Annotated in this window: 25 protein-coding genes and 1 pseudogene; 9 read left to right on the top strand and 17 right to left on the bottom strand. The window is 67.3% G+C overall.

The features are described from left to right. Positions 1–33: 33 nt before the first annotated feature. The 6 genes from AC1Q6V_RS04940 to AC1Q6V_RS04915 are packed head-to-tail and all read right to left on the bottom strand — an operon-like array spanning position 34 to position 3,937. Positions 34–363, bottom strand: a complete 330-nt coding sequence (locus AC1Q6V_RS04940) for a DHCW motif cupin fold protein (protein ID WP_010813560.1) — start codon at positions 361–363, stop codon at positions 34–36. A 7-nt stretch (positions 364–370) separates the two neighbouring features. Then, positions 371–832, bottom strand: coding sequence for a RidA family protein (locus AC1Q6V_RS04935; protein WP_010813559.1), 462 nt, complete (start codon positions 830–832; stop codon positions 371–373). A gap of 11 nt (positions 833–843) precedes the next feature. Further along, positions 844–1,827 carry a DMT family transporter gene (locus AC1Q6V_RS04930; RefSeq protein ID WP_454751419.1) on the bottom strand — a complete coding sequence of 328 codons (984 nt, stop codon included), beginning with the start codon at positions 1,825–1,827 and terminating at the stop codon, positions 844–846. 46 nt (positions 1,828–1,873) lie between these two features. Then, positions 1,874–2,512 carry a LysE family translocator gene (locus AC1Q6V_RS04925; RefSeq protein WP_454751413.1) on the bottom strand — a complete coding sequence of 213 codons (639 nt, stop codon included), beginning with the start codon at positions 2,510–2,512 and terminating at the stop codon, positions 1,874–1,876. Then, positions 2,512–3,225: an alanyl-tRNA editing protein gene (locus AC1Q6V_RS04920; protein ID WP_010813556.1), complete on the bottom strand. Its 714-nt coding sequence runs from the start codon at positions 3,223–3,225 to the stop codon at positions 2,512–2,514. The genes AC1Q6V_RS04925 and AC1Q6V_RS04920 overlap by 1 nt, the downstream gene beginning before the upstream one ends. A 34-nt stretch (positions 3,226–3,259) precedes the next feature. After that, entirely contained in the window at positions 3,260–3,937 is a 678-nt protein-coding gene (locus AC1Q6V_RS04915; RefSeq protein ID WP_058696636.1) for a VOC family protein, read from the bottom strand. An 84-nt stretch (positions 3,938–4,021) separates the two neighbouring features. Here AC1Q6V_RS04915 and AC1Q6V_RS04910 point away from each other — a divergent pair, with 84 nt between their 5' ends. The 3 genes from AC1Q6V_RS04910 (at position 4,022) to AC1Q6V_RS04900 (ending at position 8,183) form a co-directional block, all read left to right on the top strand. Beyond that, the gene (locus tag AC1Q6V_RS04910; RefSeq protein WP_454751414.1) at positions 4,022–5,572 is read left to right on the top strand and encodes an aminotransferase-like domain-containing protein; all 1,551 of its coding nucleotides are present in this window, start codon (positions 4,022–4,024) and stop codon (positions 5,570–5,572) included. A 123-nt stretch (positions 5,573–5,695) separates the two neighbouring features. After that, complete coding sequence (gene htpG, locus AC1Q6V_RS04905) at positions 5,696–7,597, top strand: molecular chaperone HtpG (protein ID WP_010813553.1); 1,902 nt, start codon at positions 5,696–5,698, stop codon at positions 7,595–7,597. A gap of 73 nt (positions 7,598–7,670) precedes the next feature. After that, positions 7,671–8,183 carry a DNA-deoxyinosine glycosylase gene (locus tag AC1Q6V_RS04900; RefSeq protein ID WP_011615757.1) on the top strand — a complete coding sequence of 171 codons (513 nt, stop codon included), beginning with the start codon at positions 7,671–7,673 and terminating at the stop codon, positions 8,181–8,183. A gap of 18 nt (positions 8,184–8,201) precedes the next feature. On the opposite strand, the gene AC1Q6V_RS04895 is transcribed toward AC1Q6V_RS04900, so the two are convergent. From AC1Q6V_RS04895 to AC1Q6V_RS04885, 3 genes are all read right to left on the bottom strand, one after another. Beyond that, positions 8,202–8,990, bottom strand: a complete 789-nt coding sequence (locus tag AC1Q6V_RS04895) for a type IV pili methyl-accepting chemotaxis transducer N-terminal domain-containing protein (RefSeq protein WP_454751415.1) — start codon at positions 8,988–8,990, stop codon at positions 8,202–8,204. 13 nt (positions 8,991–9,003) lie between these two features. Continuing rightward, the gene (locus tag AC1Q6V_RS04890; RefSeq protein WP_041687462.1) at positions 9,004–9,684 is read right to left on the bottom strand and encodes a methyl-accepting chemotaxis protein; all 681 of its coding nucleotides are present in this window, start codon (positions 9,682–9,684) and stop codon (positions 9,004–9,006) included. A gap of 242 nt (positions 9,685–9,926) precedes the next feature. After that, the gene (locus AC1Q6V_RS04885) at positions 9,927–10,145 is read right to left on the bottom strand and encodes a type 2 periplasmic-binding domain-containing protein (RefSeq protein ID WP_174549479.1); all 219 of its coding nucleotides are present in this window, start codon (positions 10,143–10,145) and stop codon (positions 9,927–9,929) included. A 29-nt stretch (positions 10,146–10,174) separates the two neighbouring features. Between AC1Q6V_RS04885 and AC1Q6V_RS04880 the strand changes: the two genes are divergently transcribed. Then, a complete protein-coding gene (locus tag AC1Q6V_RS04880) occupies positions 10,175–10,666 on the top strand; it encodes an MFS transporter (protein ID WP_168163304.1) in 492 nt (163 codons plus the stop codon). Between the two features lie 52 nt (positions 10,667–10,718). Next, complete coding sequence (locus AC1Q6V_RS04875) at positions 10,719–11,156, top strand: universal stress protein (protein WP_010813547.1); 438 nt, start codon at positions 10,719–10,721, stop codon at positions 11,154–11,156. 46 nt (positions 11,157–11,202) lie between these two features. Here AC1Q6V_RS04875 and AC1Q6V_RS04870 read toward each other — a convergent pair. Both AC1Q6V_RS04870 and AC1Q6V_RS04865 read right to left on the bottom strand, forming a co-directional pair. Beyond that, positions 11,203–12,009 (bottom strand): annotated as a pseudogene (locus AC1Q6V_RS04870) (YoaK family protein); the annotation flags it as partial. Positions 12,010–12,065: 56 nt separating this feature from the next. Beyond that, a complete protein-coding gene (locus AC1Q6V_RS04865) occupies positions 12,066–12,935 on the bottom strand; it encodes a spermine/spermidine synthase domain-containing protein (protein WP_011615752.1) in 870 nt (289 codons plus the stop codon). Between the two features lie 323 nt (positions 12,936–13,258). On the opposite strand from AC1Q6V_RS04865, the gene AC1Q6V_RS04860 reads away from it, so the two are divergent. The 3 genes from AC1Q6V_RS04860 to AC1Q6V_RS04850 all read left to right on the top strand — a co-directional run bounded on the left by AC1Q6V_RS04860 (position 13,259) and on the right by AC1Q6V_RS04850 (position 16,149). Further along, positions 13,259–14,395 carry a PLP-dependent cysteine synthase family protein gene (locus tag AC1Q6V_RS04860; protein WP_010813544.1) on the top strand — a complete coding sequence of 379 codons (1,137 nt, stop codon included), beginning with the start codon at positions 13,259–13,261 and terminating at the stop codon, positions 14,393–14,395. A 74-nt stretch (positions 14,396–14,469) separates the two neighbouring features. After that, entirely contained in the window at positions 14,470–15,222 is a 753-nt protein-coding gene (locus AC1Q6V_RS04855) for a tetratricopeptide repeat protein (RefSeq protein ID WP_010813543.1), read from the top strand. Positions 15,223–15,276: 54 nt separating this feature from the next. Beyond that, a complete protein-coding gene (locus AC1Q6V_RS04850; protein ID WP_010813542.1) occupies positions 15,277–16,149 on the top strand; it encodes a class I SAM-dependent methyltransferase in 873 nt (290 codons plus the stop codon). Positions 16,150–16,201: 52 nt separating this feature from the next. Here the strand turns inward: AC1Q6V_RS04850 and AC1Q6V_RS04845 are convergent, their stop codons facing one another. Beyond that, positions 16,202–17,833, bottom strand: a complete 1,632-nt coding sequence (locus tag AC1Q6V_RS04845) for an ABC transporter substrate-binding protein (protein WP_011615749.1) — start codon at positions 17,831–17,833, stop codon at positions 16,202–16,204. 137 nt (positions 17,834–17,970) lie between these two features. Between AC1Q6V_RS04845 and trmB the strand changes: the two genes are divergently transcribed. Next, positions 17,971–18,657 (top strand): tRNA (guanine(46)-N(7))-methyltransferase TrmB, encoded by a 687-nt coding sequence (gene trmB, locus AC1Q6V_RS04840; RefSeq protein WP_454751416.1) that lies wholly within the window; start codon positions 17,971–17,973, stop codon positions 18,655–18,657. Positions 18,658–18,722: 65 nt separating this feature from the next. Here trmB and AC1Q6V_RS04835 read toward each other — a convergent pair whose 3' ends face one another. The 5 genes from AC1Q6V_RS04835 to AC1Q6V_RS04815 form a co-directional block, all read right to left on the bottom strand. Beyond that, positions 18,723–19,925, bottom strand: coding sequence for a DUF2863 family protein (locus AC1Q6V_RS04835; RefSeq protein ID WP_010813539.1), 1,203 nt, complete (start codon positions 19,923–19,925; stop codon positions 18,723–18,725). 106 nt (positions 19,926–20,031) lie between these two features. Continuing rightward, positions 20,032–20,187 carry a hypothetical protein gene (locus AC1Q6V_RS04830; protein WP_010813538.1) on the bottom strand — a complete coding sequence of 52 codons (156 nt, stop codon included), beginning with the start codon at positions 20,185–20,187 and terminating at the stop codon, positions 20,032–20,034. A gap of 238 nt (positions 20,188–20,425) precedes the next feature. Continuing rightward, positions 20,426–23,131, bottom strand: coding sequence for an aconitate hydratase AcnA (gene acnA / locus AC1Q6V_RS04825; RefSeq protein ID WP_454751417.1), 2,706 nt, complete (start codon positions 23,129–23,131; stop codon positions 20,426–20,428). Between the two features lie 279 nt (positions 23,132–23,410). Beyond that, positions 23,411–23,968 carry a hypothetical protein gene (locus AC1Q6V_RS04820; RefSeq protein ID WP_010813536.1) on the bottom strand — a complete coding sequence of 186 codons (558 nt, stop codon included), beginning with the start codon at positions 23,966–23,968 and terminating at the stop codon, positions 23,411–23,413. A 165-nt stretch (positions 23,969–24,133) separates the two neighbouring features. Then, positions 24,134–24,590: citrate/2-methylcitrate synthase (locus tag AC1Q6V_RS04815; protein ID WP_492316401.1), on the bottom strand; the 457-nt coding region annotated here is incomplete at its 5' end.

Raw genomic sequence — 24,590 nt, 5'->3', positions numbered from 1 at the left:
GGGGAGTTCTGGGCTGAGCGGCAAGCCTGCCGCTCAGTCAACGATAAATAGTCGTGCGCCCTTCGGCGAGGACGAACGGTGCGCTTCCGCCTGGTCGGCTACCTGGTAGCTGGTGCCCGCGCCGAGCACGAACTGCCGGCCGTCTTCCAGCTCGGTATGGAGCTCGCCGTCCAGCACGAACAGGATATGGCCCTTGCTGCACCAGTGGTCGGCCAGGTAGCCCGGCGAATATTCGACCATGCGCACGCGGATGTCGCCGAACTGGCGCGTGCGCCAGGTGGCCTCGCCCTGCTCGCCGGGGTGGCGGGTCGGCGCGATGGCCGACCAGTCGGTGGTGCCGAAGGGCAGGTTGTCGATGCGCATGCGGGCCTCAGGCCGCCTTCACTTCGGCGATCATCTCGATCTCGACACAGGCGCCCAGCGGGACCTGCGCCACGCCGAAGGCGCTGCGCGCATGCTTGCCCTTGTCGCCGAACACTTCAGCCAGCAGCTCCGAGGCGCCGTTGGTGACCAGGTGCTGCTCGGTGAATTCGGGAGTCGAGTTGACCAGGCTCATCACCTTGACGATGCGGGTGACGCGGTTCAGGTCGCCCACATGCGCGTGCAGCGTGGCCAGCAGGTCGATGGCGATCGCGCGCGCTGCGGCCTTGCCGGACTCGGTATCGATGTCCTTGCCCAGCTTGCCGGTCCATACCTTGCCGTCCTTGCGGGCGATATGGCCCGACAGGAACACGGTGTTGCCGGTTTGCGCGGCCATTACATAGGCGGCGGCGGGGGCGTTGACGGCCGGCAGTTCGATGCCGAGGCGGGCAAGGGTGTCGTAGACGGACATGTAGGCTCCAGTCAGTGAATGCGTCCAGGGAGGATCGGTGGCGTTTCCGGGGCGGGGGCGGGTGCGCTTTGCTGCACGGCGGCGCGGCGGCCGAGGGCCACGACGGCGATCACCGCCACCGCGAAGGCGATGGTGGGGGCGTCAAGCGGCTCGGCCAGGATCAGCGCACCGCCCGCCAGCGTCAGGAACGGCTGCAGCAATTGTATCTGGCCGACGCGCGCCACGCCGCCTTTTGCGAGGCCGGCGTACCAGAAAAGGAAGCCGACAAACATCGAGAACACCGACACATAGGCCATGCCGCCCCAGGCGCGCGGCGACGCCGCGGCTATTGCCGGCAGGTCGCGCAGGGTCAGCCAGGCCACCACCGGCACCAGCACCGGCAGCGACACCACCAGCGCCCAGCTGATGGTTTCCAGCCCGCCCTGCTCGCGCGACAGCTTGCCGCCCTCGGCATAGCCCAGCGCGCCCAGCACCACGGCGGCGAACAGGTACCAGTCCGCATGCTGCAGGCCGCCGGCACCCTGCCAGACGGCAAAGCCCACCACCAGCGCGCTGCCGGCCACGGCCGACAGCCAGAACGCCGGCGACGGCCGCTCACGCCCGAGCCAGGCGGCGAATACCGCGGTCGCCAGCGGCAGCAGGCCGATCACGATGGCGCCGTGGCTGGCCGGCACCTCGCGCATCGCCAGCGAAGAAAACAGCGGGAAACCCGCCACCACGCCCAGCGCGGTCACGGCCAGCCGCGGCCACTGGCCGCCGCGCGGGCGGCGGCTGGCGGACAGCGCGCCGCGCCAGGCAAGCAGCGCCAGCGCCAGCAGCGCGGCCAGCACGGCGCGCGCCAGTGCCACAAAGACCGGGTCCAGCTCGGCCACCGCCATGCGCGTGAACGGCAGCGTCTGGCTGAAGATCGCCACGGCGACAAAGCCGAGCAGCATGCCGCCGGAGGCCGGTGGGGCAGACGTCAGTGGCGGAGAAGCGGGGCGGCTGGCGGGCATGGTCGGGGTCTTGGTTGTCATCGGCTCGGAATCGGATCGCCGCGGGTCACGGCACGCCCGGGCTGGCGCTGACCGCAATCCACAGCGCGGTCAGCGCCAGCGCCGCGCCCATGGCGCGGTTGAACCAGCTCACGCGCTGGCCTTGCTGCAGCCATTGCCGCAACGACGCGCCCAGCACGCCGTACACGCCGTTGCTGACAAAGCCCAGCACTGCGAACAAGCCGCACACCAGCAGCACGCGCTGCAGCGGCGAGGGCGCGCCCGTCATGTAAGAGGCCGCGACTGCCAGCGCCAGCATCCACGCCTTGATGTTGGCGTACTGCAGCACCGCCGACTGCCACACGCTGAGCGGGCGCAGCACCTGCTTCTGCGCCAGCACCGTGCTGCGCGCGATCTTCCACGCCAGCCACAGCAGGTAGGCCACGCCGGCCAGGTGCACGCTGGCGGCCAGCGCGGGCTGGCCCAGGATCAGCGCGCCCACGCCCAGTGCGCACAGCGCCAGGATGCTGGCAAAGCCGAAGGCCACGCCCACGCAGTGCGGCAGCGTGGCGCGCAGCCCGAAGTTGGCGCCGGTGACCGCGGCGATGGTGGTGTTGGGCCCGGGCGTGAACAGGCCCACCGTCAGCAGGGTCAGCAGGGCCAGGAACTGCGCGGCCGTCAGGCCGGTGAGCAAGCCGGACGCCATCACGCGAACGCGACCACCACGCGCCGGTTGGTGCGGCTCTTCTTCTCGATCCTGGTCACCACCACTGCGCCGATCTCGCTGGTGTTGGCCACGTGCGTGCCGCCGCAGGGCTGGCGGTCCACCCCGGGGATTTCGATGATGCGGATGCTGGCCGTGCCCGCCGGCGGCGCGGCGCCGATGGTGCGCACCAGCTCGGGCTGGGCGGCCAGTTCCTGCGGCGTGATCAGCGTGGTGCGCACGGCGGTGTCGGCGTGGATCAGCGCGTTCAGGCGTTCGGTCAGGTCGGCCTTGTCCAGGGTCGATTCCGGCAGGTCGAAGTCGACGCGCGCCGACTCCGGCGAGATGCCGCAGCCGGTCACCGGCACCGGGATCAGCGAGCCCAGCAGGTGCAGGCAGGTATGCAGCCGCATCAGCTTGTGGCGGCGCGCCCAGTCGATGGTCACGGTGACGCGCTCGCCCACGCGCGGCAGCGGCGCATCCGGTGCGGGCACATGCAGGATGCGGCTGCGGTCTTCGGCGTAGATGGTGTCGGCGATGGCCACCGTGCGCCCGTCGGCCAGCGCCAGCGTGGCGGTGTCGCCGGCCTGGCCGCCGCTGCGCGCGTAGCACACGGTTTCGTCGAGTTCGATCCCTTCGGCGCCCGCCGCCACCACGGTGGCGGTGCAGTGGTCGAGGTAGGGGTCTTCGTCGAAGCGCTTGCGGGTGGCGGACATCGGGGGTCTCCTGGTGGGCTTGTTCCGGGTGTGGCTAGCGCAGGGTGCGGATGCCCTGCGCGGTTTCGATTTCGGCGCTCAGTTCAGGCGGGCCGTCGGCCTGCTCGATGGCGATGAGGTGGTCGGCGCCCAGCCAGGCCAGCCCCTGGCGCAGCAGCTCGGCACGCGGGTGGCGCCCGGACAGCTTGCGCAGCGCCAGGTCCTGCCGCGGCAGGCTGACGCCGGGGTAGCTGGCCACGTCCCACTGGATTAGGCTGGGCAGCAGGCCGTCGCCGGCGATGTCGGCTTCGCCCGGCCAGGCCGGCAGGCTGCCATCCTCGGGCACGGTGATGCGCCAGTGGAGGCCGCCGCGGGTCATCGGGATGACCGGGGCGATGCGCTCGGGGTACTGCGCCTGCCACCGGCCCAGGTCGGCGGGGCGTTCCACGCGCGCGGCCCAGTGCAGCAGGAAGGGGCCGTCGCGCAGGCGCTGCTGCACGGCCTCGGTGTCCAGGCCGAACCAGCGCGGGCGTGCCGGCGCGGCGGCGGCCGGATCGACCGCGATCACTTCCAGGTAGACGCCGCCGAACATGCCCAGCACACGGTTGTGCGTGCCCATGGCCGTGTGCGCACCGCCGCCCTGGGGCGCAATGCCCAGCAGGCCGGCAACATGGTCCGTGCCGGCGTCCAGGTCGGGCGCGGCGATGACAAGGTGATCGAGGGCGAGCTTCATCTTGGCTTGATGGTAGACAAGGTAGTCGGTACAGTACCGGTACAGTTGAGCGGATCGTATTCAGTACAGTTGCAGGAGCAGCACATGGATGCCAACAGCAGGGATGGCGACGCCGGCGGCGAGACCGCCACCGTCACCCGTCAGAAGGATAGCGGAGGCGACGCCCACAGCACATCGGGGCATACCTCCGGCCGCGCGCTGCGGCTGGTGGTGCCGCCCACCGAGCGCTTCCCGGATCCGATCCCCTCGGCGCAGATGACGCTGGTCGAGCAACTGACCGAATGGGCCCGCATGCGCATCGACGAGCGCGTGTTCCGCTCCGGCATGCGCATGCCGTCGATCCGGCAGCTGGCCCAGGAGAAGGGCATCTCGCGCTTTACCGTGGTCGAGGCCTATGAGCGGCTGGTGGCGCTGGGCTACCTGGAATCGCGCCGCGGCTCCGGCTTCTACGTGCGCGAGCGTGCCCCGGCCGCGCCCGCGGCGCCGGTGTCCGGCGCCGTGGCGGTGGCGCGTAATATCGACGTGACCTGGCTGCTGCGCAGCATGTTCCATACCGCCGAGGCGCACAAGGCGCCCGGACTGGGCTTCCTGCCCAATGACTGGCTCGACGGCGAACTGATCGCCAGCGCGCTGCGCGGGCTGGGCCGCCAGCCCGGCAACCATTTTCTGGCCAGCGGCACGCCGCAGGGCTTCCTGTCGCTGCGCCAGCAGTTGCGCACACGGCTGGAAGAACTGGAGATCGGTGCCAGTGCCGAGCAGATCGTGCTGACCTCGGGCATCACCCAGGCCCTGGACCTGATCGCGCGGCTCTACCTGCAGCCCGGCGACACGGTGCTGGTGGGCGACCCGGCCTGGTTCGTGATGTTCGGCCGCTTTGCCGCGCAGGGCGCCCAGGTGATCGGGGTGCCGTACACCGCCGAAGGGCCGGACCTGGAGGCGCTGGAGCGCATCGTGCAGGCGCGGCGGCCCAAGCTGTTCGTGATCAACTCGGTGCTGCACAACCCCACCGGCACCTCGCTGTCGGCGGCCAAGGCCTTCCAGCTGCTGCGCCTGGCCGAGCAGTACGACTTCCTGATCGTCGAGGACGATATCTACTGCGACCTGTGCCCGCCCGGCCACGCCGCCACCCGGCTGGCCAGCCTGGACCAGCTGCGCCGGGTGATCTACCTGGGCAGCTTTTCCAAGACGCTGGCGGCCAACCTGCGCGTGGGCTTTATCGCCGCGCACCCGGAGACGGCGTCGGCGCTGACCGACAGCAAGCTGCTGGCGGGGCTGGCCACGCCGGAGATCAACGAACGCGTGCTGTACAAGGTGCTGACCGAGGGCCACTACCGCAAACATGTGGAGCGCGTGCGCACCCGGCTGGACCGCGCCCGCGACGAGACCCGGCGCGAGCTGGAGCGCCTGGGCCTGCGGCTCTTTCCCGGCCAGCACGCCGGCATGTACCTGTGGGCCGATACCGGCCGCGACACCAACGCGATCGCCACCGCGGGGCATGAAGAGGGCTACCTGTTCGCCCCGGGCAGCCTGTTCTCGCCGTCGCAGATGCCGTCGGGCTGGATGCGCTTCAACGTTGCCAGCAGCGGCCACCCGGAAATGCTGGCCTTCCTGGCGCGCCAGCTAGAACGCCTGTAAGTCACATCCCGGCAGCACCCGGGCCTTGAAAAATGGCCCGGGCGGCCCTATGTCTGGCGGCACCGGCCACAGGACCGTGGCCACACCGACTTTCCAGATTCGCCTGTTTCCAAGAGGAGAACCATGACCGCACCGCACGAGACGATGAGCTTCCAGGCGGAAGTGAAGCAACTGCTGCACCTGATGATCCACTCGCTGTACAGCAACAAGGAAATCTTCCTGCGCGAGCTGGTCTCGAATGCTTCGGACGCCACCGACAAGCTGCGCTTCGAGGCGATCGCGAACCCGTCCCTGCTGGAGAACGACGCCGACCTGGCGATCCGCATCGAGGCCGACGCCAAGGCGCGCACGCTGACGATCACCGACAACGGCATCGGCATGAGCCGCGACGAGGCCATCCACAACCTCGGCACCATCGCCCGCTCGGGCACCAAGGAATTCTTCCAGCAGCTTTCCGGCGACCAGCAGAAGGACGCCGCGCTGATCGGCCAGTTCGGCGTGGGCTTCTACTCGGCCTTTATCGTCGCCGACAAGGTCACGGTGGAAACGCGCCGCGCCGGCCTGGGCGCCGAAGACGCGGTGCGCTGGGAAAGCACCGGCGACGGCGAGTTCACCATCGATGCCATCGCCCGCAACGAGCGCGGCACCACCATCACGCTGCACCTGCGCGAGGGCGAGGACGACTTCCTCTCGGCCTGGCGCCTGAAGGGCATCATCCAGAAGTACTCGGACCATATCTCGCTGCCGATCCGCATGCCCAAGGAGGTGTGGGACGCTGAATCCAGCACCTACCAGCGCACCGCCGAGTGGGAAAGCGTGAACCAGGCCAGCGCGCTGTGGACCCGCGCCAAGTCCGACATCACCGACGAGCAGTACACCGCCTTCTACCAGCACATCGCGCACGACAACGAGGCGCCGCTGGCCTGGACCCACAACCGCGTGGAAGGCCGCAGCGAATACACCCAGCTGCTGTATATCCCGGCGCGCGCCCCGTTCGACCTGTGGGACCGCAACCACAAGGCCGGCCTGAAGTTGTACGTCAAGCGCGTCTTCATCATGGACGATGCCGACCAGCTGCTGCCGGGCTACCTGCGCTGGGTCAAGGGCGTGGTCGATTCCGCCGACCTGCCGCTGAACGTATCGCGCGAACTGCTGCAGGAAAGCCGCGACGTCAAGGCAATCCGCGAGGGCTGCACCAAGCGCGTGCTGTCGATGCTGGAAACGCTGGCCGACAGTGAAGAAGAAGCCGAGCGCGCCAAGTACACCACCTTCTGGCAGCAGTTCGGCCAGGCGCTCAAGGAAGGCATCGGTGAAGACCAGGCCAACCTGGAGCGCGTGGCGAAGCTGCTGCGCTTTGCCTCCACCCACAACGACACCGCCGAGCAGAACGTGGCGCTGGCCGCCTACGTCGGCCGCATGAAGGAAGGCCAGGACAAGATTTACTACGTCACCGCCGATACCTGGTCCGCCGCGAAGAACAGCCCGCACCTGGAAGTGTTCCGCAAGAAGGGCATCGAAGTGCTGCTGCTGACCGACCGCGTCGATGAATGGATGCTTTCATTCCTGCGCGAGTTCGACGGCAAGGAACTGGTGTCGGTCGCGCGCGGCGACCTGGACCTGGGCAAGCTCGCCGACGAAGCCGAGAAGGCCGAGCAGGAAAAGGCCGAGGCCGACTGGAAGGACGTGGTCGATCGCGCCAAGACCGTGCTCGACGGCAAGGCCAAGGACGTGCGTGTGACGCTGCGCCTGACCGCGTCGGCCTCGTGCCTGGTCTCTGACGAAGGCGACATGAGCGGCTACCTGCAGCGCCTGCTCAAGCAGGCCGGCCAGAAGGCGCCGGACGCCCAGCCGATCCTGGAACTGAACCCGGAACACGCGCTGGTGCAGAAACTGCGCGATCTCCCCGAGGGCGATGCCTTCAGCGACCGCGTGCAGGTGCTGTTCGACCAGGCGCTGCTGGCCGAAGGCGGCATGCTGGACGATCCGGCCGCCTACGTGCAGCGTGTCAACAAGCTGCTGGCCTGACGCCCCGGCTGCCCCCGCCGCGCAGGCGGCGGGGGATTCCCATCTCAATGTGTTGTAGCGGAGCGCGTGACCGATGACACTGAAGCGGTGCTTCCCGCCTGTCGTTGACGCCGGCACGCGCATCCTTATTCTCGGCAGCCTGCCGGGCGAGGCGTCACTGGCGCAATGCCAGTATTACGCGCATCGGCAGAATCAGTTCTGGCGCCTGACCGGCGAAGTTCTCGGTGAAGACCTGGTCCGCATGGAATATGCCGCGCGGCTGCAAACGCTTCTGGCGCATCACGTCGGTCTGTGGGACGTGGTGGCGCAAGCGAAGCGTGAGGGCAGCCTGGACAGCAATATCCGGGATCACGCCGGCAACGACCTGGCGAGCCTGATCGAATCACTACCCAGGCTGGCTGTCATCGCCTTCAATGGCGGCACTGCCGCGCGTATCGGTTTGAAGGCCCTTGGGCAGCATGGCGACCATCACCGGATCATCAGGCTTCCTTCCAGTAGTCCCGCTCATACCTTGCCCTACACGGAAAAGCTGGGCGCCTGGCAGGCATTGCGAGAGTGGCTGCCTGTAAGGCAGCGTCTGGCATAGCTCGTTCACGCACCCACGTTACCTGGGCATCCCTTCATACATGCCGGTGACGTCATCCATTACCTGAAGAATACGCTCGCTGGTCGTGGCGATGTTCCTCAACTGTTCCGCGCGACTGACCCCGGTCTGGTTGAGTGCCTCTTCAAAGAACAGCCACTGAGACCCGGCCAGCAGCAGTTCGCGACGGATTGCCTCGGTGTTTTGCGGCGCCGAGGTGAGAAGCTCGTGCGCGGCTGCGAATTCCCTGGTAGCCATGTCCAGATCCTGCGCCATCCGGGGGGAGGTAATGCCCCAGGCGCGGAACATGCTGATCTTGGCGATTCTCTGCGAGAGCATCCGCTGGCGGCCGGCAACGTTGATCAGCTTGCCCGTCGCGGTGCCCGAATGTTTCTCGAGCAGGAGGGTCGCCTGTTGCGCAAGCTTCAGCACGTCCTCGCTCATTCTTGCGATGGTTTTCGCGCTATCGGGATTCGGATCGCCGCCGGACAGCAACTGTCTATAGGGAATCCATGTCTGCTCGAGCCTGGCGTAGGTATCCTTGATCTCCGGCGTGGGTGCGAACGCCGTCAGCTCCATGAGCTGCTTGTCGAAGAGCGCCACGGACTGCTCGAGAATCTTCTTCGAACGTTCGACTTCAACGCCGAGGCCAGCCTGGCAGTAAGCCTTGGCCATGCGCTGAGACAGCATGCGCTGGCGGCCCGCCTTGTTGATCGCCGCGTTGATCGTCAGCGTTTCGGCGCAAGCGGTCCCGGCCAGCGCCAGGACGCTGCAGACAATCAGGCAGAAGGAACTGAGGTAACGTTTCAAGGGCGTCTCCGCGTCAGGCTCTGGTTGGTCCTTTGGGCCCGTCGTTCGAGCCGACGACGTGGCGGATCAGCTGATCCATTTCCTTGATGATGTCCGCAAGCACCTGCGTGATCACCGAGAACTCCCTGCCGTACTCTCCCGCCCGCGCCGCCGAGATGCGTGCATTCATTGCGACGATGTTGGCCTGCATCGAAATACCGCTGAGGCGATCGGCGAGGTCGGTCTGGCGTTTGCGCACAGCGAGCTCGCAACGGTGCATTTCCTCCTGGTAGGCCTGCGTGACAGTCTGCAGCAGCTCAAGTATCGGCGTGGCCTGCGTCACAAGCACATCGAGGAATGACGCTTGCCGGCTGGTGTCGGCCAGTGGTGTGTCTATCGCTGTTCTGACCCGGGCGATGAATTCACGGATGCGAGCGTCAGCGCGCGCACTGCCAAAGTACAGTTGCTGCAAGGCGCCGGAGAATGTGCCGGGGAAGCGCTCACTGCCCGTCACGAGATCCGAATGCGCCGACTCGAACATTGACAGGCACTTGCGTGCGATATCGAGCGCGGCAGTGTCCCCCCGCGAAGCGAGCAGCATCTGGAGGACGATCCGTTGCGACAGCATGCGCTGCCTGCCGGAAAGGTTGATCAATGCGCCGATGGTCTCGGCGGACACTTCGGTCTCGGGTGACTGAGTGGAGAGAGCGTTCATGCCATGCCTTGCAGGTAGTGTCGACGCAGACGCGCACCGCGCTGACCGGCGAAGCAAAAGCGCCCCGAAGCGAGATGCCTGCGAACCGGTTGTCCGGTTCGTGGTCCATTCGCTTCGGGGCGTCGTTGCCCGGGATGCTCCTTTTCGGAGCATGTCATCGCGACTTGCCAGCTTGTTTCAAGGCCGCCGTTGGCCTGTGCGACCGCTTCGCAATATCCATGCCATGGCTCACGGAAGTTGCATCAGCTTCTTTCGGCGACACCTGCCTCGTGCTGCTGCGACGCATCCACGGACGCGGTGCTGAAGTCCACCGGACCCACGCGCGTGCGCAGGTTCAGGGTGATCTCGCCGTGCGCGCGCGTAAATGCGGGCAGGCGCGGGATCAGCCAGTAGCTGCCCAGCGACGCACCTACCGAGAGCGACAGGGCGCCACCTCTGCCCTTGAGGGCCATCACGTTCATGGTGGCCCGCTCCAGCTGCCGCAGCAGCGGTGCAATTTCAGCCAGGTATTCGCGCCCGCATCGGTGAGCGCCATGGCGTCGCGCCGCCCGGTGCCAGGACATGGCCGCGGATCCGATCATCACGGCATGATTTCCTGACAGTGCCTCGCCACGTCCTGCACGCCGGCATCGCCTCGGCGGTGCCCTATGTGGTGGCCTTTGCCTGCCTGCTCGTGGTGGGCTGGCTGCTCGACAAGGTCGGGCAGGGCCGCGAGCGCGTGTTCATGGCGGTCGGCGCCACCGTCATGGCTGTCTTCATCGCGCTGATGGCCTATGCCGGGCCTGACGCGGCCCGCAGCCAGCCAACGGCTTCGCAAATCGCCCGTACTGAATCCACCCGTGAGCATGTGACGCATGCCGGATTGCCGTGGGCCATGGCGCACCTATACTGGAGTCGAGCGACGAATCATTCGAAACCGGGGGTATCGATCGCTCCTTGTAGTGCGCCTTGCGGGCTTGCACTTTCGGACGCATGGCGATGACGCATCGGAAGTGAGCGCCTTAGCCGGCAACCATGCTGGCAAGGAGGCAATCATGTTCAAGCATCTCCTGCTGGCGGTCGATGGTTCCGACCTGTCTGAATCGGCGTTCCGCAAGGCTCTCACGCTGGCGCGGGACATGGGGGCGAGTGCCACCGCGGTGCGCGTCTGTCCGAACTACCACGTCCTGACCTACCAGGTCGAGATGCTGGAGGACACGCGCGAAACCTACGTGAAGGAGGCCTGGGAAAACGCGACCCGCTACCTGCGCGGACTGGCCGACGAGGCCGTCGCCGCGGGCGTGGCCTGTGACACGGCATACGTCGTCAACGACCATCCCTACGAGGCTATCATCAAGACGGCCGAGGAAAAAGGCTGCGACCTGATCGTGATGGCTTCGCACGGGCGGCGCGGGGTCCAGGGCATGCTGATCGGCAGCGAAACCCTGAAGGTGCTGACCCACAGCAAGATCCCGGTGCTGGTGTACCGCTAGGCGGCGCCTAGCGCCGCCGGCGCGGCGTGCCCGCCTGCACGCATAGCCGCATCCGCGCCGCCAGGCGCGGCAGTGAGCCTGTGCGCCAGCGGCTGCGCAGGTCGTCGCTCAGCGGCACTGCGATCAGCGCCAGCAGCAGCGCGGCCAGCGGCAGCGTGGCGCTGAAACCCATGTGCTTGAAGCCCAGCGCGCCGGTGATGCCGCCGGCAAAGAACAGCGTGACCAGCACCACCAGCAGGCGCAGCTTGCGCCGGTTGGCGAGCACGCGGGGCAGTGGGCGCGCTTGTGTGCGTGATGGCGTGCGCGCCGGCGCGGCTGCGTTCCAGTAGCACAGCTTGCCCAGCTCGATGCCGATATCGGTGACCATGCCAGTGAGGTGTGTGGTGCGGATCTCGGCGTTCGAAAGCTTGGTGATCATGGCATTCTGCAGCCCCATGATGAAACACAGCAGCATCACCGTGGCTGGCACGAACAGCCACTGGTGCTGCCCCAGGTTGCCGCCGATCAGGCCAAAGCACAGCAGCAGCCCCGCCTCCAGCGCCAGCGGCAGCGCGTATTCACTGTGCAGCCGTTGGCGTCGTCCCCAGTTGACCAGCACCGCCGAGCACGCGGCGCCGCCGAGAAACGACAGCAGCGCCCCGACCCCATCCAGCACCAGCGCGAAGCTGCCCAGCGCCAGGTTGTCGGCCATGGCCGAGACCACGCCGGACATATGCGAGGTGTATTGCTGCACGGCCAGGAAGCCGCCGGCATTGATGGCGCCGGCGACAAAGCAGAGGTAGCCGGCCAGGTGCCGGTTGGCGTGGGGGCTACGCCGCTTCCCGGTCAGTTTGCGCAGGTACAGGATCGGCATGGCGATGGGGCGGCGTCTGGCGGATTGGGAAGGGCGGCGGCGGACCTGCGTTGCCGCTACAGGGTGTCCCGGGGCCGGGCAAGGGCGTGCCAGGCGTCGGGGTCGGCGGCAACCGCCTCGCCGCGCTTCATGCGGCGGGCAGTCGGTGTCAGCTTCAATGCATGCACGGCTTCCAGCGCCCGTGCGCGTGCCAGCAGCGTCTGCAGCGACGGCAGCCGGGGCGGGCCTTTCCAGGCAAACAAGGTGTAGTTGCAGCTGTCCTCGGCGCGTGCGACCGACATCGAGGCCCCGAACACGGCGCGCACCGCGCCCAGGTAGTGCGGCATGCCGCGGTCGCTTGCAAGGAAGTTGGCCACCAGCATGCCGTCGTCGGCCAGCCGCGCGTGGCAGGCCGCGTAGAAGCCGGCGGAGCCAAGCTGCAGCGGCATGCCGTCAGCCAGGAAGCCGTCGACGAGGATGACCTCGGGGCGCGCTTCCCGGCCCCTGACGTACTCGGCGCCATCGGCGCAGACCACCTGCAGGCGGACATCGTCGGGCGGAATGCGGAAGCGCTCGCGCAGTGCGATCACCGCCGGGTCGATCTCGACAGCGACCACCCGCGTGGCGGGCAGGTGCCGGTAGCAATACTTGACCAGCGAGCCTCCGCCGAGCCCGATCACCGAAATCCGTGCCGGCGACGGATGCAACAGCAGGAATCCCATCATGGTGCGCGTGTAGCCCAGCACCAGCCGGTCGGGATCGCGCCGCGACATGAAGCTCTGCGTGGCCAGCACGTCGAAGTGCAGCGACAGGGCGGTCTCGGTCTCCAGCACCACGGGCGTGCCGTCGCGCGGGGCTTCGGCCAGGAAGCGCATATAGGACTCAAAGGATGTGCGGCGGCTACCCGCTGCGACGCCGGGGTCGGCGTCCGGTTTGCGTTCGTTCATGACGGCAGCCTTGCGCAATGCAGGATCCGGGGACCAGCCGGCTGGCTGGCGCGGGCAAGGCGGCGGGTGGCTCGCCCGGGTATCGCGGACATCGTGGACATCTGTTTCAGTCACATATGATATTAATCGTATTATCATATCCCAGCACCCGCGCGGTGGCTGCATCCGGCCGGGAAATGCCATGCCCGGTCCCGCGGTTGTGGTGAAACCGCCCTTTGCGGGCTGTGCCAGCCCGCCTGCCCATCCCGGAAACTGGATTTGCGGCGTGCGCTTCTGGCATCCTGACGGTCTGTCCTGACGTCCGGCCTGCCCGGAACACTGCCATGCCACTTTCCGACTGGACCCACGAAGCCATCCGCAAGATCGATGCGGATTTCAACCGCTCCGCCGACACCCACCTGATCCCGCTGGACCTGCCGGGCTACCCGGACATCCGCGTCTATTTCAAGGACGAGTCCAGCCACCCGACCGGCAGCCTCAAGCACCGGCTGGCGCGGTCGCTGTTCCTGTATGCGCTGTGCAACGGCTGGCTGCACGAGGGCAGCACGGTGGTGGAGGCATCCAGCGGCTCGACCGCGATCTCCGAGGCTTACTTTGCGCGGCTGCTCGGGCTGCCGTTCGTGGCGGTGATCCCGGCGGGGACCTCGCGCGCCAAGATCGAGGCGATCGAGTTCTACGGCGGGCACTGCCACCTGGTGGGCAGCCCGTCCGGGATCTACGCCGCCTCGCGCCGCATTGCGCAGGAGACGGGCGGGCATTTCATGGACCAGTTCACCTACGCCGAGCGCGCCACCGACTGGCGCGCCAACAACAATATCGCCGAGTCGATCTTCAAGCAGATGGCGCACGAAGAGCATGCGGTGCCGGCCTGGCTGGTATCGAGCGGCGGCACCGGCGGCACCATCGCCACGCTGGGGCGCTATGTGGCCTATCGGCGCCACAAGACCCGCGTGCTGTGCGCGGATCCGGAGAACTCGGTGTTCTTTGACTACTTCCGCAGCTGCCTGGACGGCAAGCCGCAGCCGGACCTGTCCCTGGCGGAGGGCTCGCGCATTGAAGGCATCGGCCGGCCGCGCGTGGAGCATTCGTTTATCCCGACCTGTATCGACGCCATGCTTAAGGTGCCGGACGCGCTCTCGTTCGCGGCCATGCGCTACCTCGCCGGGCGCTTCGGGCGCCGCGTGGGCGGGTCCACCGGCACCAATTTCGTCGGCGTGCTGTACCTGGCCCAGCAGATGCGCGCGGCGGGGGAGGGCGGCGCCATCGTCAGCCTGCTGTGCGACAGCGGCGAGCGCTACGGCAACACCTATTACGACGATGCCTGGTACAGCGCGCAGGGCATTGCCATCGAGGCGGCCGATGCGCTGGTGGCGCGCGCGGTCAATGGCGAGGCCGTGCTGACGCCGCAGGCGGTGGCGGGGCTGCAGTCGGCCGGCGCCGGCATCCCGGCGGGCGGCTGAAACCCGTGGCCCCGCCTTTCTGTCACAATGCCGGCGGCTGGCGCGCCGGCCATTGATTTCAAGGTAAATTCCCTATGCGTATCTTCGGCATCAGCATCCATATCATCGTTGCACTGTTCTTTGCGGTGCACGCGGTGCGCACACACCAGAACATGTACTGGCTGCTGATCCTGTTCCTGTTCCCGGGGCTGGGCAGCGTGGTGTATTTCTTCGCGATCTACCTGCCCGAGCTGCGCCAGTCGCGCGGCGCGCGTGCGGCCACGCGTGCCATCACGCAACTGGTCGATCCGAACCGCGCGGTGCGCGAGGCCCGCTCAGACTTTGACCGCGCCCCGACGGTGGCGCACCGCATGCGCCTGGGCGCCGCGCTGCTGGCGGCCGGGGAGCCGTCGGAAGCCCTGCAGCACTACCAGGCAGCGGCCAGCGGACCGTTTGCGACCGATCCGGCGCTGCTACAAGGACTGGCACAGGCGCAGTTCGCCACCGGCGATGCGGCCGGCGCGCTGGCAACGCTGGAAAAGCTGTTCGCCACCAATCCGCAGTCGCGCCAGCAGCCCGATCCGGCCTTGCTGTATGCACGCGCGCTGGCGGCCACCGGCGCATCCGGCACGCGCGCCGCGTTCGAGCAGGCGCTGACCAGCGCCAGCGATGCCGCGCCGCGCTGCCTTTTCGCCGACTGGCTGGCGGCGCAGCCCGACGCCGCCGACCGCGAACGCGCGCAGCAGCTCTATGCCGATATCGTCCACGACGCCCGCCACTGGCCGCGCCACGCCCGCGAACACAACCGCGAATGGCTGCAGCGCGCGCAGGCGGCGCTGGGCAAGTAATCCGCGTTTCCCCCATCTATGCTGGAACGGGTGCTGAACGCCTTTCTCGACAACATGACCCTACTGAAACGCAAATCGATTGAAGCCGTGGCCTCGCGCCGTCCGGCACGTGGCACCCGCACCCGTGGCGAGGCGCCGGCACGCGAAGAAAAACGCATGACGCCGCGCTTTGCGCCGGTGACCTTCTCGGAAATGGAAGGGGTGCGCTACCTGCACTTCGGCACCGAGTGGGTGCAGGGCGCGATGCGCCTGCGCAAGCCCGATGCGATCGAGCTGGAATACGCGCAGCAGATGATGGCCTGGCTGCTGTTCCTGTCGCCCTCGGTCGAAGAATTCCACGTGGTGCAACTGGGCCTGGGCGCAGCGGCGCTGACCAAGTTCTGCCACCGCCAGTTCAGCCGCGCGCGCGTGACCGCGGTGGAGCTGAACCCCGCGGTGATCATCGCCGGGCGCAGCATGTTCGGCCTGCGCGAGGACGACGCGCGCCTGACCGTGCGCGAGCAGGATGCCTGGGACTACGTCATGGACGGCACCCACGCCGGCGCCATCGACGTGCTGCAGGTGGACCTGTACGACGCCACCGCGCGCGGCCCGGTGCTGGACACCACCGCGTTCTACCGCGCCTGCCGCCGCACGCTGAAGGCACCCGGGGTGATGACCATCAACCTGTTCGGCGACCACGACAGCTTTCCGAAGAATATCGAACGCATCTGCGATGCCTTCGACAACCGCGTGCTGGTGTTCCCGGAAGTGCATGACGGCAACGTCATTGCGCTGGCATTCAATGGGCCGGAGATCGATGTGTCGTGGGAAGTGATCGAGGCGCGCGCCGATGTGGTCGAGAAGACTACCGGCCTGCCTGCGCGCGACTGGGTGCAGAAGCTGCGCGCGGCGAATGCGCGGCAGGAAGAGCGGTTGAAGATCTGAGGAACGGCCGCTCTCCCGCTGCGCGGGAGAGCGGCAGCGGGCAGTCCCGCCCTCACTCCTTGTGGAAGAACTGCGCCAGCGACCACTCGTCGGTGCGCGCCTCGTACTTCAGTCCCTTCTTCATCGCCCACATCGCCAGCTGGCTGTGCGACGGAATGATCGCGTGGTCGGCCAGCGCAAACTTGGCCGCGATGCGGGCATTCTCCTCACGCGCCTTGTCGCTGCTGACGGTAGTCAGCGACTTCTCGATCAGCTGGTCCAGCTGCTGGTTGCTGTACTTGCCCCAGTTCCAGGTGCCGTAACCGGTCTTGGGGTTGGGCGTGCCAGTGATCGAGCGCAAGGCCACGTCGGCCGCGGCCGAGCCCCAGCCCAGCATCTGGAAGGCGAACTCGCCCTGGCGTGCGCGCGTGAAGTAGGCCGCCACCGGCAACGTCTCCACCTTGGTCTGGATGCCGATGCGCGTCAGCATGCTGGCGGTGGCCTGCGCCACCGCGGCGTCGTTCAGGTAGCGGTTGTTGGTGGCGTGCAGCGTCAGGCCGAAGCCGTCGGGGTAGCCCGCGTCGGCCAGCAGTTTCTTCGCGCCTTCCGGATCATAGGCCTCCGGCTTGGTGCCCGGATGCCCGAAGATCTGCGGCGACACGATCGACGATGCCGGCACCGCCAGCCCTTCCATGATGCGGCTGATGATGGCGTCGCGGTTCAGCGACTTGCTGATTGCGGCGCGCACGCGCGCATCCTTGAACGGGTTCTTGCCCAGCGGCTTGCCGGCCTTGTCGGTGACGAAGGGCGGGTTGTCGCGCGACTGGTCCATCTGCCAGAAGATGGTGCGCCACGACACCTGCTGCTCGATCTTGAACTTCGGATTCTGCTTCAGCTTGGCGACGTCGGCCGACGGTACGCTCTCGATCACGTCGACATCGCCCGCCAGCAGCGCGGACGAACGCGCGCCGTTGTCGGTGATGATGCGGAAGATGGCGCGGTCCCATTCGGGCTTGGGGCCCCAGTAGTTGGGGTTGCGCTCCATCACGATTTCCTGCCCGCGCGCAAAGCGCACGAACTTGAACGGGCCGGTGCCGATCATCGCCTTGCCCGAGTCGAAGTCCGCCTGCGTCAGCGTGGCGGCGACCTTCTTCGGCATGATCGGCACGCTGTTCAGGTCGTTGGCCAGGTTGGCGTAATTGGGCACGCTCATGGTCAGGCGCACCGTCAGCGGGTCGGGCGTGTCGATGCGCGCGATCGGCTTGGTGTAGCTGGTGAACGAGCCGGGGCTGTTGACCAGCTTCTCCGGGCGCTCCAGCGAGGCCTTGACGTCCTCGCTGGTAAAGGGCGAGCCGTCATGCCACTTCACGTTGGGGCGCAGCTTGATCTCCCAGGTGATGGCGTTGACCGGCTTCCACGACAACGCCAGGCCGGGGATGTAGCGCGCGTTCTTGTCCATGAACACGAGCGACTCGAACACATGCAGCGCGATGGCGTTGTTGGGGCCCGAGTTGTTCCAGTGCGGGTCCATCGAGGTCACGTCGGCCGCCAGGCCGATGCGCAGGTCTTCGGCGTGGGCGGCACCCGCCGGCAGCAGCGTGAAGGCGGCACTGCCAAGCACCAGCGCGGTGGCGGCATGGAGCACGGCGCGACGGGCAGGGCGGCGGGGCGGACGTTGCGGCGGCAGGGCGTGGGTCGGTGTCATCTGGCTGGCTCCTCGTACGGGTCCGCGCGGGCGCGGCCGGGTTCTCAGGCGGGTTTGTCCCGCATTGTGCCGCTAAAGTGGCTTGGTTGCAGCCTTTGGCGCGGGCAGGCAAGCCGATGCGGGACGGCGCCGTTAGAATGGCGCCCATGTTTGCCAATTCCCGCACCATTGTCTCGGCCCAGGCCGATGTCCACGAACACCTGGCCGCGCGCGTCGCGCGCCACCTGGCCGAGCCGTTCCGCAAGCCCATCGGCGAAGCCAGCCGGCGCGAGCTCGGCGCGGGGCTGCAAAGCTGGCAGCAGGCCGGCGGCGCGCCGCTGATCCTGGATGCGGGCTGCGGCGTGGGCGAAAGCACGCTGCGGCTGGCCACAGCGTTCCCGGACCATTTCGTGATCGGCATCGACCAGTCCGAGAAGCGCCTGGCCGCCGGCAAGGACTGGTGGGGCGAGGCGCCGATGCCAGCCAACTTCTGCTGGGCGCGGGCCGACCTGGTCGATGTGTGGCGCCTGCTGCAGGCCGAGGCCGTGCCGGTGGCGCGCCACTACGTGCTGTACCCGAACCCGTGGCCCAAGATCGGCCACCTGGGGCGGCGCTGGCAGGGGCATGCGGTGTTCCCGGCGCTGGCCGCCTGCGGCGACTATCTGGAGTGCCGCAGCAACTGGCGCATCTATATCGATGAGTTTGCCCAGGCGCTAGCACTGGTCGGGCGCCCGGCGCGGGTAGAGGCGTGGGCCCCGGCGCAGCCGATGACGCCGTTCGAGCGCAAGTACGGGGCATCGGGCCACGGCTTGTGGCGCTGCGTCAGCGAGCGCCAGCGCGCCTGAGCGGCTCGCCAATGAAAACGGCCCGCGCATGCGGGCCGTCTTTTTGCCAGGCGCAGCCGGGCGCGTCAGTGGAACAGCGGCTGCTGCGTCGGGGCGTCCTCGGGCAGTTCGGCATGCACGATCTCGCCGTTGCGGTCCGCGTACAGCGGCGTGCCGCAGTCCTCGCAGTATTCCGGATCGAACAGCGCGGCGTGGCGGAAGATGTCTTCTACGCCGGCGTTGCGCAGTTCCTCGCAGATCTGCTCGAGCGGGTTGCCCTTTTCGTCGGCATCGACCTCGCCGGCTTCGCGGCCGTAGACCGGCCACACGATGCCGTAGATCACATCCTTCTCGCCGCGCATGGTGAAGCCCACGCGGTATTCCTCGACCACTTCCTCGCCGAAGGCAGCCACCACGGCGGCCAGCTGGCCGGCGGAGATGTCGAGCGTGCCGCACAGGTAGTTGACCGCGGCGCGCACGGTCAGCGGGCGGATGCTCTTGTCGGACTCGCGGCAGGACAGGAAGAATGCGTCGGGCAGCAGCAGCTCGAACTCGCAGCCCGGCAGCAGCAGCGCCACCGACGGCTGCACCTGGGTGCGCCACTGGTCGAGGCAGGTCGAGCGCTCGGCGTGGTGCTCCTTGGCGTCTTCCTGCCAGCGGAACAGCGCCTGCTCGTGCGGAGCCACCACCACGGCCAGCAGGTAGCGCGGATCGGCCAGGATCGGCGCGGTCTCGGGCAGGTCGCGCAAGTCGACCTTGGGTACCGTGCCGGCCAGGGCGGCCGCGGACAGCTTGTGCGTCAGCGCAAAGGTGTCGCTGTGCGTGCGCGGCAGCTGGTCGATGCTGTATAGGTAGGGCGACAGCGAGACCTTGGTCCCGGTGGCCAGCACATGTGCCTGCAAGTGCACCGCCAACGTTTGCGCCAGCTCCGGCTTGAGCGAGCCGGAGGGAATGGCGTAGCGCGTGTGCGCCAGGATCGGGGCGGCGATCAGCAGCGCGTCATGGCGCTGGCCGTCGACCTCGATGGTGGCGGATTCGGCGAGCGTCTCGGCCTGCTCGGCCAGCACGTCGGAGGCGTCTGCATTGTGCTTGAACAGGTGTTCCAGCGCCGCGTCGAGCGCGGTCTGGCTCCCGTTTTTCAGCAGGCGGCCCAGGCGCTGCGAGAGCCGCCGTTCCCAGTACGCGTCCTCCATGCGGCTGCCCGAAGCGTCGAGGGCGAGCGCATCGGCCACCAGACGCTCGGCGTCAGGGGAGAGTCGTGGGGAAGCCTTGGGGCGAAAACCTGCCATAGAAAGAAACCGTCCGTTTATGCGTAAAACGGTATTCTACTCGTTGCGTTGACACGCAGGCCGCTATATGCGTGCAGCGTGTGCGGACGCGCCCGGGCGTGTGGCTTTATTTCTGGGCCGGAGCGGAGGCGGCAGGGGCCGCGGGCGCGTGGCTTTCGACGCTGTGCGACTCGCCGGACATGGAAACGTCGCTGCCGCCCTTGGTCAGCAGGTAGAGGGCCGCGCCGGCAACCACGACGAATGCGATAAGGATCTTAACCATGGTGTCTCCTGATTCTGGATGATGCCGGGCGGACCCGGCTTCCGGTCGTGCGACCGCTGTTCTTGTGCAACACAGTGTGGCAGCACTGGCTTGCGTGGAACTTACACGCGCCCGGCTTCGTTCGGGGTGATGCAAGGGGCGCAGGACCCCAATAAAAAACGCCGCCTGCCCGGGCCCCGCAACGGGGCCCGGGCAGGCGGCGTCAGCCTTGGCAGGCTGCGGGCGCCTCAGGTGGATCTCAGGCGGCCAGCAGCTGGCGCAGCACGAACGGCAGGATGCCGCCGTGGTTGTAGTAGTCGACCTCGATCGGCGTATCGATGCGCAACAGCACCGGCACGCGCTGCACGTCGCCATTGGCGCGATGGATCACCAGCACCACGTCCTGCTGCGGCTTCAGGTCGCCCTCGATGCCTTCGATATCGAAGGTCTCGTTGCCGGTGATGCCCAGCGTCTGCGCACTGTCGTTGCCCTTGAACTGCAGCGGCAGCACGCCCATGCCGACCAGGTTGGAGCGGTGGATGCGCTCGAAGCTGCGTGCCACCACGGCCTTCACGCCCAGCAGCTGCGTGCCCTTGGCGGCCCAGTCGCGCGACGAGCCGGTGCCGTACTCTTCGCCGCCGAACACCACCGTGGGTGTGCCCTCGGCCACGTACTTCATGGCGGCATCGTAGATCGACATTTCGTCGCCAGTGGGCTGGTGCAGCGTGATGCCGCCTTCCACGCGCGAGCCGTCGGCCTTGGGCGGGATCATCAGGTTCTTGATGCGCACGTTGGCGAAGGTGCCGCGCATCATGACTTCATGGTTGCCGCGGCGCGAACCGTAGCTGTTGAAGTCGGCCTTCAGCACGCCGTGCGACAGCAGGTACTTGCCCGCGGGCGAGGTGTCCTTGATCGATCCGGCCGGTGAGATGTGGTCGGTCGTCACCGAATCGCCGAAGATGCCCAGCGCACGCGCGCCGCGCACGCTGGCGCTGGTGGCGGCGGGCTGCATGCTGAAGTCCTGGAAGAAGGGCGGCTCGGCGATGTACGTCGACTTGGGCCAGTCGTAGACCTGGCCCTTGGTGCCCTTGATGCCGGCCCACAGCTTGCTCGGCTTCTTGACCTGTTCGTAGTTGCCCTTGAAGGTCTTGGCATCCATCGCGTACTTCATCAGTGCGTGGATTTCTTCCGAGGTCGGCCAGATATCGCCCAGGTAGATGTCGCGGCCCTTCTTGCCCTTGCCCACGGGCTCGGTCATCAGGTCGCGCGTGACATTGCCGGCGATGGCGTAGGCCACCACCAGCGGCGGCGAGGCCAGGAAGTTGGCACGGATGTTCGGGTGGATGCGGGCCTCGAAATTGCGGTTGCCCGACAGCACGGCAGCGGCCACGAGGTCGTTCCTGGTGATGGCCTCGTTCAGCTCGGGCGTCAGGTCGCCGGCGTTGCCGATGCAGGTGGTGCAGCCATAGGCGGTCACGCCGAAGCCCAGTTTTTCCAGGTACGGCAGCAGGCCGGCGGCCTTCAGGTATTCAGTCACCACGCGGCTGCCCGGGGCCAGCGAGGTCTTGATGTGCGGCGCCACCGTCAGGCCGGCTTCCACCGCCTTCTTGGCCAGCAGGCCGGCGCCCAGCAGCACGCTCGGGTTGGAGGTGTTGGTGCAGGACGTGATCGCGGCGATCAGCACGTCGCCGTTCTTCACCTCGAGGCCGTCGGTGGTGGTGTAGGCGCGGTCCAGGTCCGCCGCCTCCTTGTTGAAGCCGTTCTCGGCCACCGGCTTGCTGAACAGCGAGGCGAAGGTGCTCTTGACGTTGCCGATCTCGATGCGGTCCTGCGGACGCTTCGGGCCCGCCAGCGACGGCGCCACCGTGCCCAGGTCCAGCGTCACCACCTTGCTGTAGTCGATCTCGCCGGCCCTGGGAATGCCGAACATCTTCTGTGCGCGGAAATAGCCCTCGAACGCGGCGATTTCCTCTTCGGTGCGGCCGGTGCCCTTGAAGTAGTCGATGGTCTTCTCGTCCACCGGGAAGAAGCCCATGGTGGCGCCGTATTCCGGCGCCATGTTGCCGATAGTGGCGCGGTCGGGCAGAGCCAGGCTGGCGGTGCCTTCGCCGAAGAACTCGACGAACTTGCCGACGACCTTCTCCTTGCGCAGCATCTCGGTGATGGTCAGCACCAGGTCGGTCGCGGTGACGCCTTCGCGCAGGCGGCCCTTCAGCTCCACGCCAACCACGTCCGGCGTCAGGAAATAGACCGGCTGGCCCAGCATGCCGGCCTCGGCCTCGATGCCGCCGACGCCCCAGCCCACCACGCCGATGCCGTTGATCATGGTGGTGTGCGAGTCAGTGCCGACCAGGGTGTCCGGGTAGTAGACGCCGTCTTTCTTGTGCACGCCACGGGCCAGGTATTCCAGGTTGACCTGGTGGACGATACCGAAGCCCGGCTGCACCACGCCGAAGGTATCGAACGCCTGCATGCCCCACTTCATGAACTGGTAGCGCTCGTTGTTGCGCTGGAATTCCAGCTGCATGTTCAGGTCCAGCGCCTTCTTTTCGCGGAAATGGTCGACCTGCACCGAGTGGTCGACCACCAGGTCCACCGGCACCAGCGGCTCGATCTTCTTGGGGTTCTTGCCCATCTTCTCGGCGACGTTGCGCATCGCGGCGAGGTCGGCCAGCAGCGGCACGCCGGTAAAGTCCTGCAAGACCACACGGGCCACCACGAAGGGAATTTCGTCGACGCGCTCGGCGTTCGGCTTCCAGTTGGCAAGTTGCCTGACGTGCTCTTCGGTGACCTTCTTGCCGTCGCAGTTGCGCAGCACCGATTCCAACACCACGCGGATCGACACCGGCAGTCGCCCGATTGCCACGTCCAGCTCCTCGCCCAACTGGGGCAGGGAGTAATACTGGCCCTTGCCGGAAGAGCCGATCTTGAATTCTTTTAGCGTGTTCTTGAGGTTGTGGGGCATTGCCGTACTCCGATCGAAGGATGATGCGATGGCATTTGGCTCGGACCTGAATCGAGACCCCGGTGCGCTGCCGCGGCATTTGACCGCGGTCCGAGGCCGGCAGCGCACTGCAACTGCATACTCTAACCGCCGCGCGGCTTTGGCGCCACCCGGCTCGGCAACCCGCCGGCCGCGACGGCGCCGGCCCGACAGCATGCCCACCCGGGATTGGCCGTCCGGCAAGGCAAAAAAGGGCGCTGGCGGCCGGAATTCAGCGGCCGCCAGCGCCCCGGTACGGACTTACTGCTTGGGTGCTGCGGATTGCTGGGCGCCTTCCGGCACCTGCGTCGGGCCGCCCGGGGGCGTGACCAGCAGCGGGGTGGTGGCCGGGGCGCGCAGGCCGCCGGCCTGGGTCGGGGCCGCGGCGCCGGCCTGCATGGCGGCGCTCTGGCAGTCGTCGGCCAGGCGCTGGCCCAGGTTCTTGTTGAACAGCATGGCCTTGCTCGGGATCACCACCAGGTCCAGGCCGGTGCGGGCGTCATAGTAGCGGTCGGCGCCGGTCACCGTGGCCTGGCGCGGCAGCTTGTAGTCCTTGCCTTGCCAGTGCACGGTCAGGACTTCGTCGCGCAGCATGTCGCCGGCGATATACAGGTTGTTGCCCAGTTCACACTGCCATTTTTCGCCGTTCGGGGTGACCGCGGCAGCAGCGCCGGCCGCTGCGGCGGTTCCGGCGGCCGCCTTCTTCTTGGTCGAAGCCTTCTTGCTGGTGGTCTTCTTGGCGGGTTCCTGCGCCATCACGGCGGTGGCGGTGGTCAGGCTGAATGCGCCGATGCAGGCGGCAAGGACAAGATGTTTCATATTGTGAGTGCCTTTCGGATACTGAAATCGATTTATGTTTCATTCGCCGCCGTCAAACCGGGCGGCGCCGGGACAATTTCCGCCGCTATTCTCTACGATTTGCCCAGAGCGGCGTAGTGCTCTGGTCTTTGGTTACATTATCGACGGGGGCTAGTTGGCCCCGCTTCACTTGCGCTTGCCGATCGGCACGAACTTCAGGTTCTCCGGACCGGTGTAGTTGGCGCTCGGGCGGATGATCTTGTTATCGATGCGCTGCTCGATGATGTGCGCGGCCCAGCCCGAAGTACGCGCGATCACGAACAGCGGCGTGAACATCGCCGTCGGCACGCCCATCATGTGGTAGCTCACCGCGCTGAACCAGTCCAGGTTCGGGAACATCTTCTTGATGTCCCACATCACCGTTTCCAGGCGCTCGGCGATGTCGAACATCTTCATCGAGCCGGCATCCTTAGACAGCTTCTTCGCCACTTCCTTGATCACCTGGTTGCGCGGGTCGCCGGTGGTGTACACCGGGTGGCCGAAGCCGATCACGACTTCCTTGTTCCCGACGCGGCGCGTGATGTCGGCCTGGGCCTCGTCGGGGTTGTCGTAGCGCTTCTGGATCTCGAACGCGACTTCATTG

It is taken from the genome of Cupriavidus sp. GW823-FHT07B10, from assembly GCF_058794355.1.
The sequence above is the reverse complement of the archived record's forward strand: the minus strand, read 5'-3'. Positions and strand labels throughout refer to the sequence as shown.

Coding starts and splice junctions, on each gene's coding strand:
- AC1Q6V_RS04940 (WP_010813560.1), bottom strand. CDS start 363: ATGCGCATCGACAACCTGCCCTTCGGCACCACCGACTGGTCGGCCATC.
- AC1Q6V_RS04935 (WP_010813559.1), bottom strand. CDS start 832: ATGTCCGTCTACGACACCCTTGCCCGCCTCGGCATCGAACTGCCGGCC.
- AC1Q6V_RS04930 (WP_454751419.1), bottom strand. CDS start 1,827: ATGCCCGCCAGCCGCCCCGCTTCTCCGCCACTGACGTCTGCCCCACCG.
- AC1Q6V_RS04925 (WP_454751413.1), bottom strand. CDS start 2,512: ATGGCGTCCGGCTTGCTCACCGGCCTGACGGCCGCGCAGTTCCTGGCC.
- AC1Q6V_RS04920 (WP_010813556.1), bottom strand. CDS start 3,225: ATGTCCGCCACCCGCAAGCGCTTCGACGAAGACCCCTACCTCGACCAC.
- AC1Q6V_RS04915 (WP_058696636.1), bottom strand. CDS start 3,937: ATGAAGCTCGCCCTCGATCACCTTGTCATCGCCGCGCCCGACCTGGAC.
- AC1Q6V_RS04910 (WP_454751414.1), top strand. CDS start 4,022: ATGGATGCCAACAGCAGGGATGGCGACGCCGGCGGCGAGACCGCCACC.
- htpG (WP_010813553.1), top strand. CDS start 5,696: ATGACCGCACCGCACGAGACGATGAGCTTCCAGGCGGAAGTGAAGCAA.
- AC1Q6V_RS04900 (WP_011615757.1), top strand. CDS start 7,671: ATGACACTGAAGCGGTGCTTCCCGCCTGTCGTTGACGCCGGCACGCGC.
- AC1Q6V_RS04890 (WP_041687462.1), bottom strand. CDS start 9,684: ATGAACGCTCTCTCCACTCAGTCACCCGAGACCGAAGTGTCCGCCGAG.
- AC1Q6V_RS04885 (WP_174549479.1), bottom strand. CDS start 10,145: ATGAACGTGATGGCCCTCAAGGGCAGAGGTGGCGCCCTGTCGCTCTCG.
- AC1Q6V_RS04875 (WP_010813547.1), top strand. CDS start 10,719: ATGTTCAAGCATCTCCTGCTGGCGGTCGATGGTTCCGACCTGTCTGAA.
- AC1Q6V_RS04865 (WP_011615752.1), bottom strand. CDS start 12,935: ATGAACGAACGCAAACCGGACGCCGACCCCGGCGTCGCAGCGGGTAGC.
- AC1Q6V_RS04860 (WP_010813544.1), top strand. CDS start 13,259: ATGCCACTTTCCGACTGGACCCACGAAGCCATCCGCAAGATCGATGCG.
- AC1Q6V_RS04855 (WP_010813543.1), top strand. CDS start 14,470: ATGCGTATCTTCGGCATCAGCATCCATATCATCGTTGCACTGTTCTTT.
- AC1Q6V_RS04850 (WP_010813542.1), top strand. CDS start 15,277: ATGACCCTACTGAAACGCAAATCGATTGAAGCCGTGGCCTCGCGCCGT.
- AC1Q6V_RS04845 (WP_011615749.1), bottom strand. CDS start 17,833: ATGACACCGACCCACGCCCTGCCGCCGCAACGTCCGCCCCGCCGCCCT.
- trmB (WP_454751416.1), top strand. CDS start 17,971: ATGGCGCCCATGTTTGCCAATTCCCGCACCATTGTCTCGGCCCAGGCC.
- AC1Q6V_RS04835 (WP_010813539.1), bottom strand. CDS start 19,925: ATGGCAGGTTTTCGCCCCAAGGCTTCCCCACGACTCTCCCCTGACGCC.
- AC1Q6V_RS04830 (WP_010813538.1), bottom strand. CDS start 20,187: ATGGTTAAGATCCTTATCGCATTCGTCGTGGTTGCCGGCGCGGCCCTC.
- acnA (WP_454751417.1), bottom strand. CDS start 23,131: ATGCCCCACAACCTCAAGAACACGCTAAAAGAATTCAAGATCGGCTCT.
- AC1Q6V_RS04820 (WP_010813536.1), bottom strand. CDS start 23,968: ATGAAACATCTTGTCCTTGCCGCCTGCATCGGCGCATTCAGCCTGACC.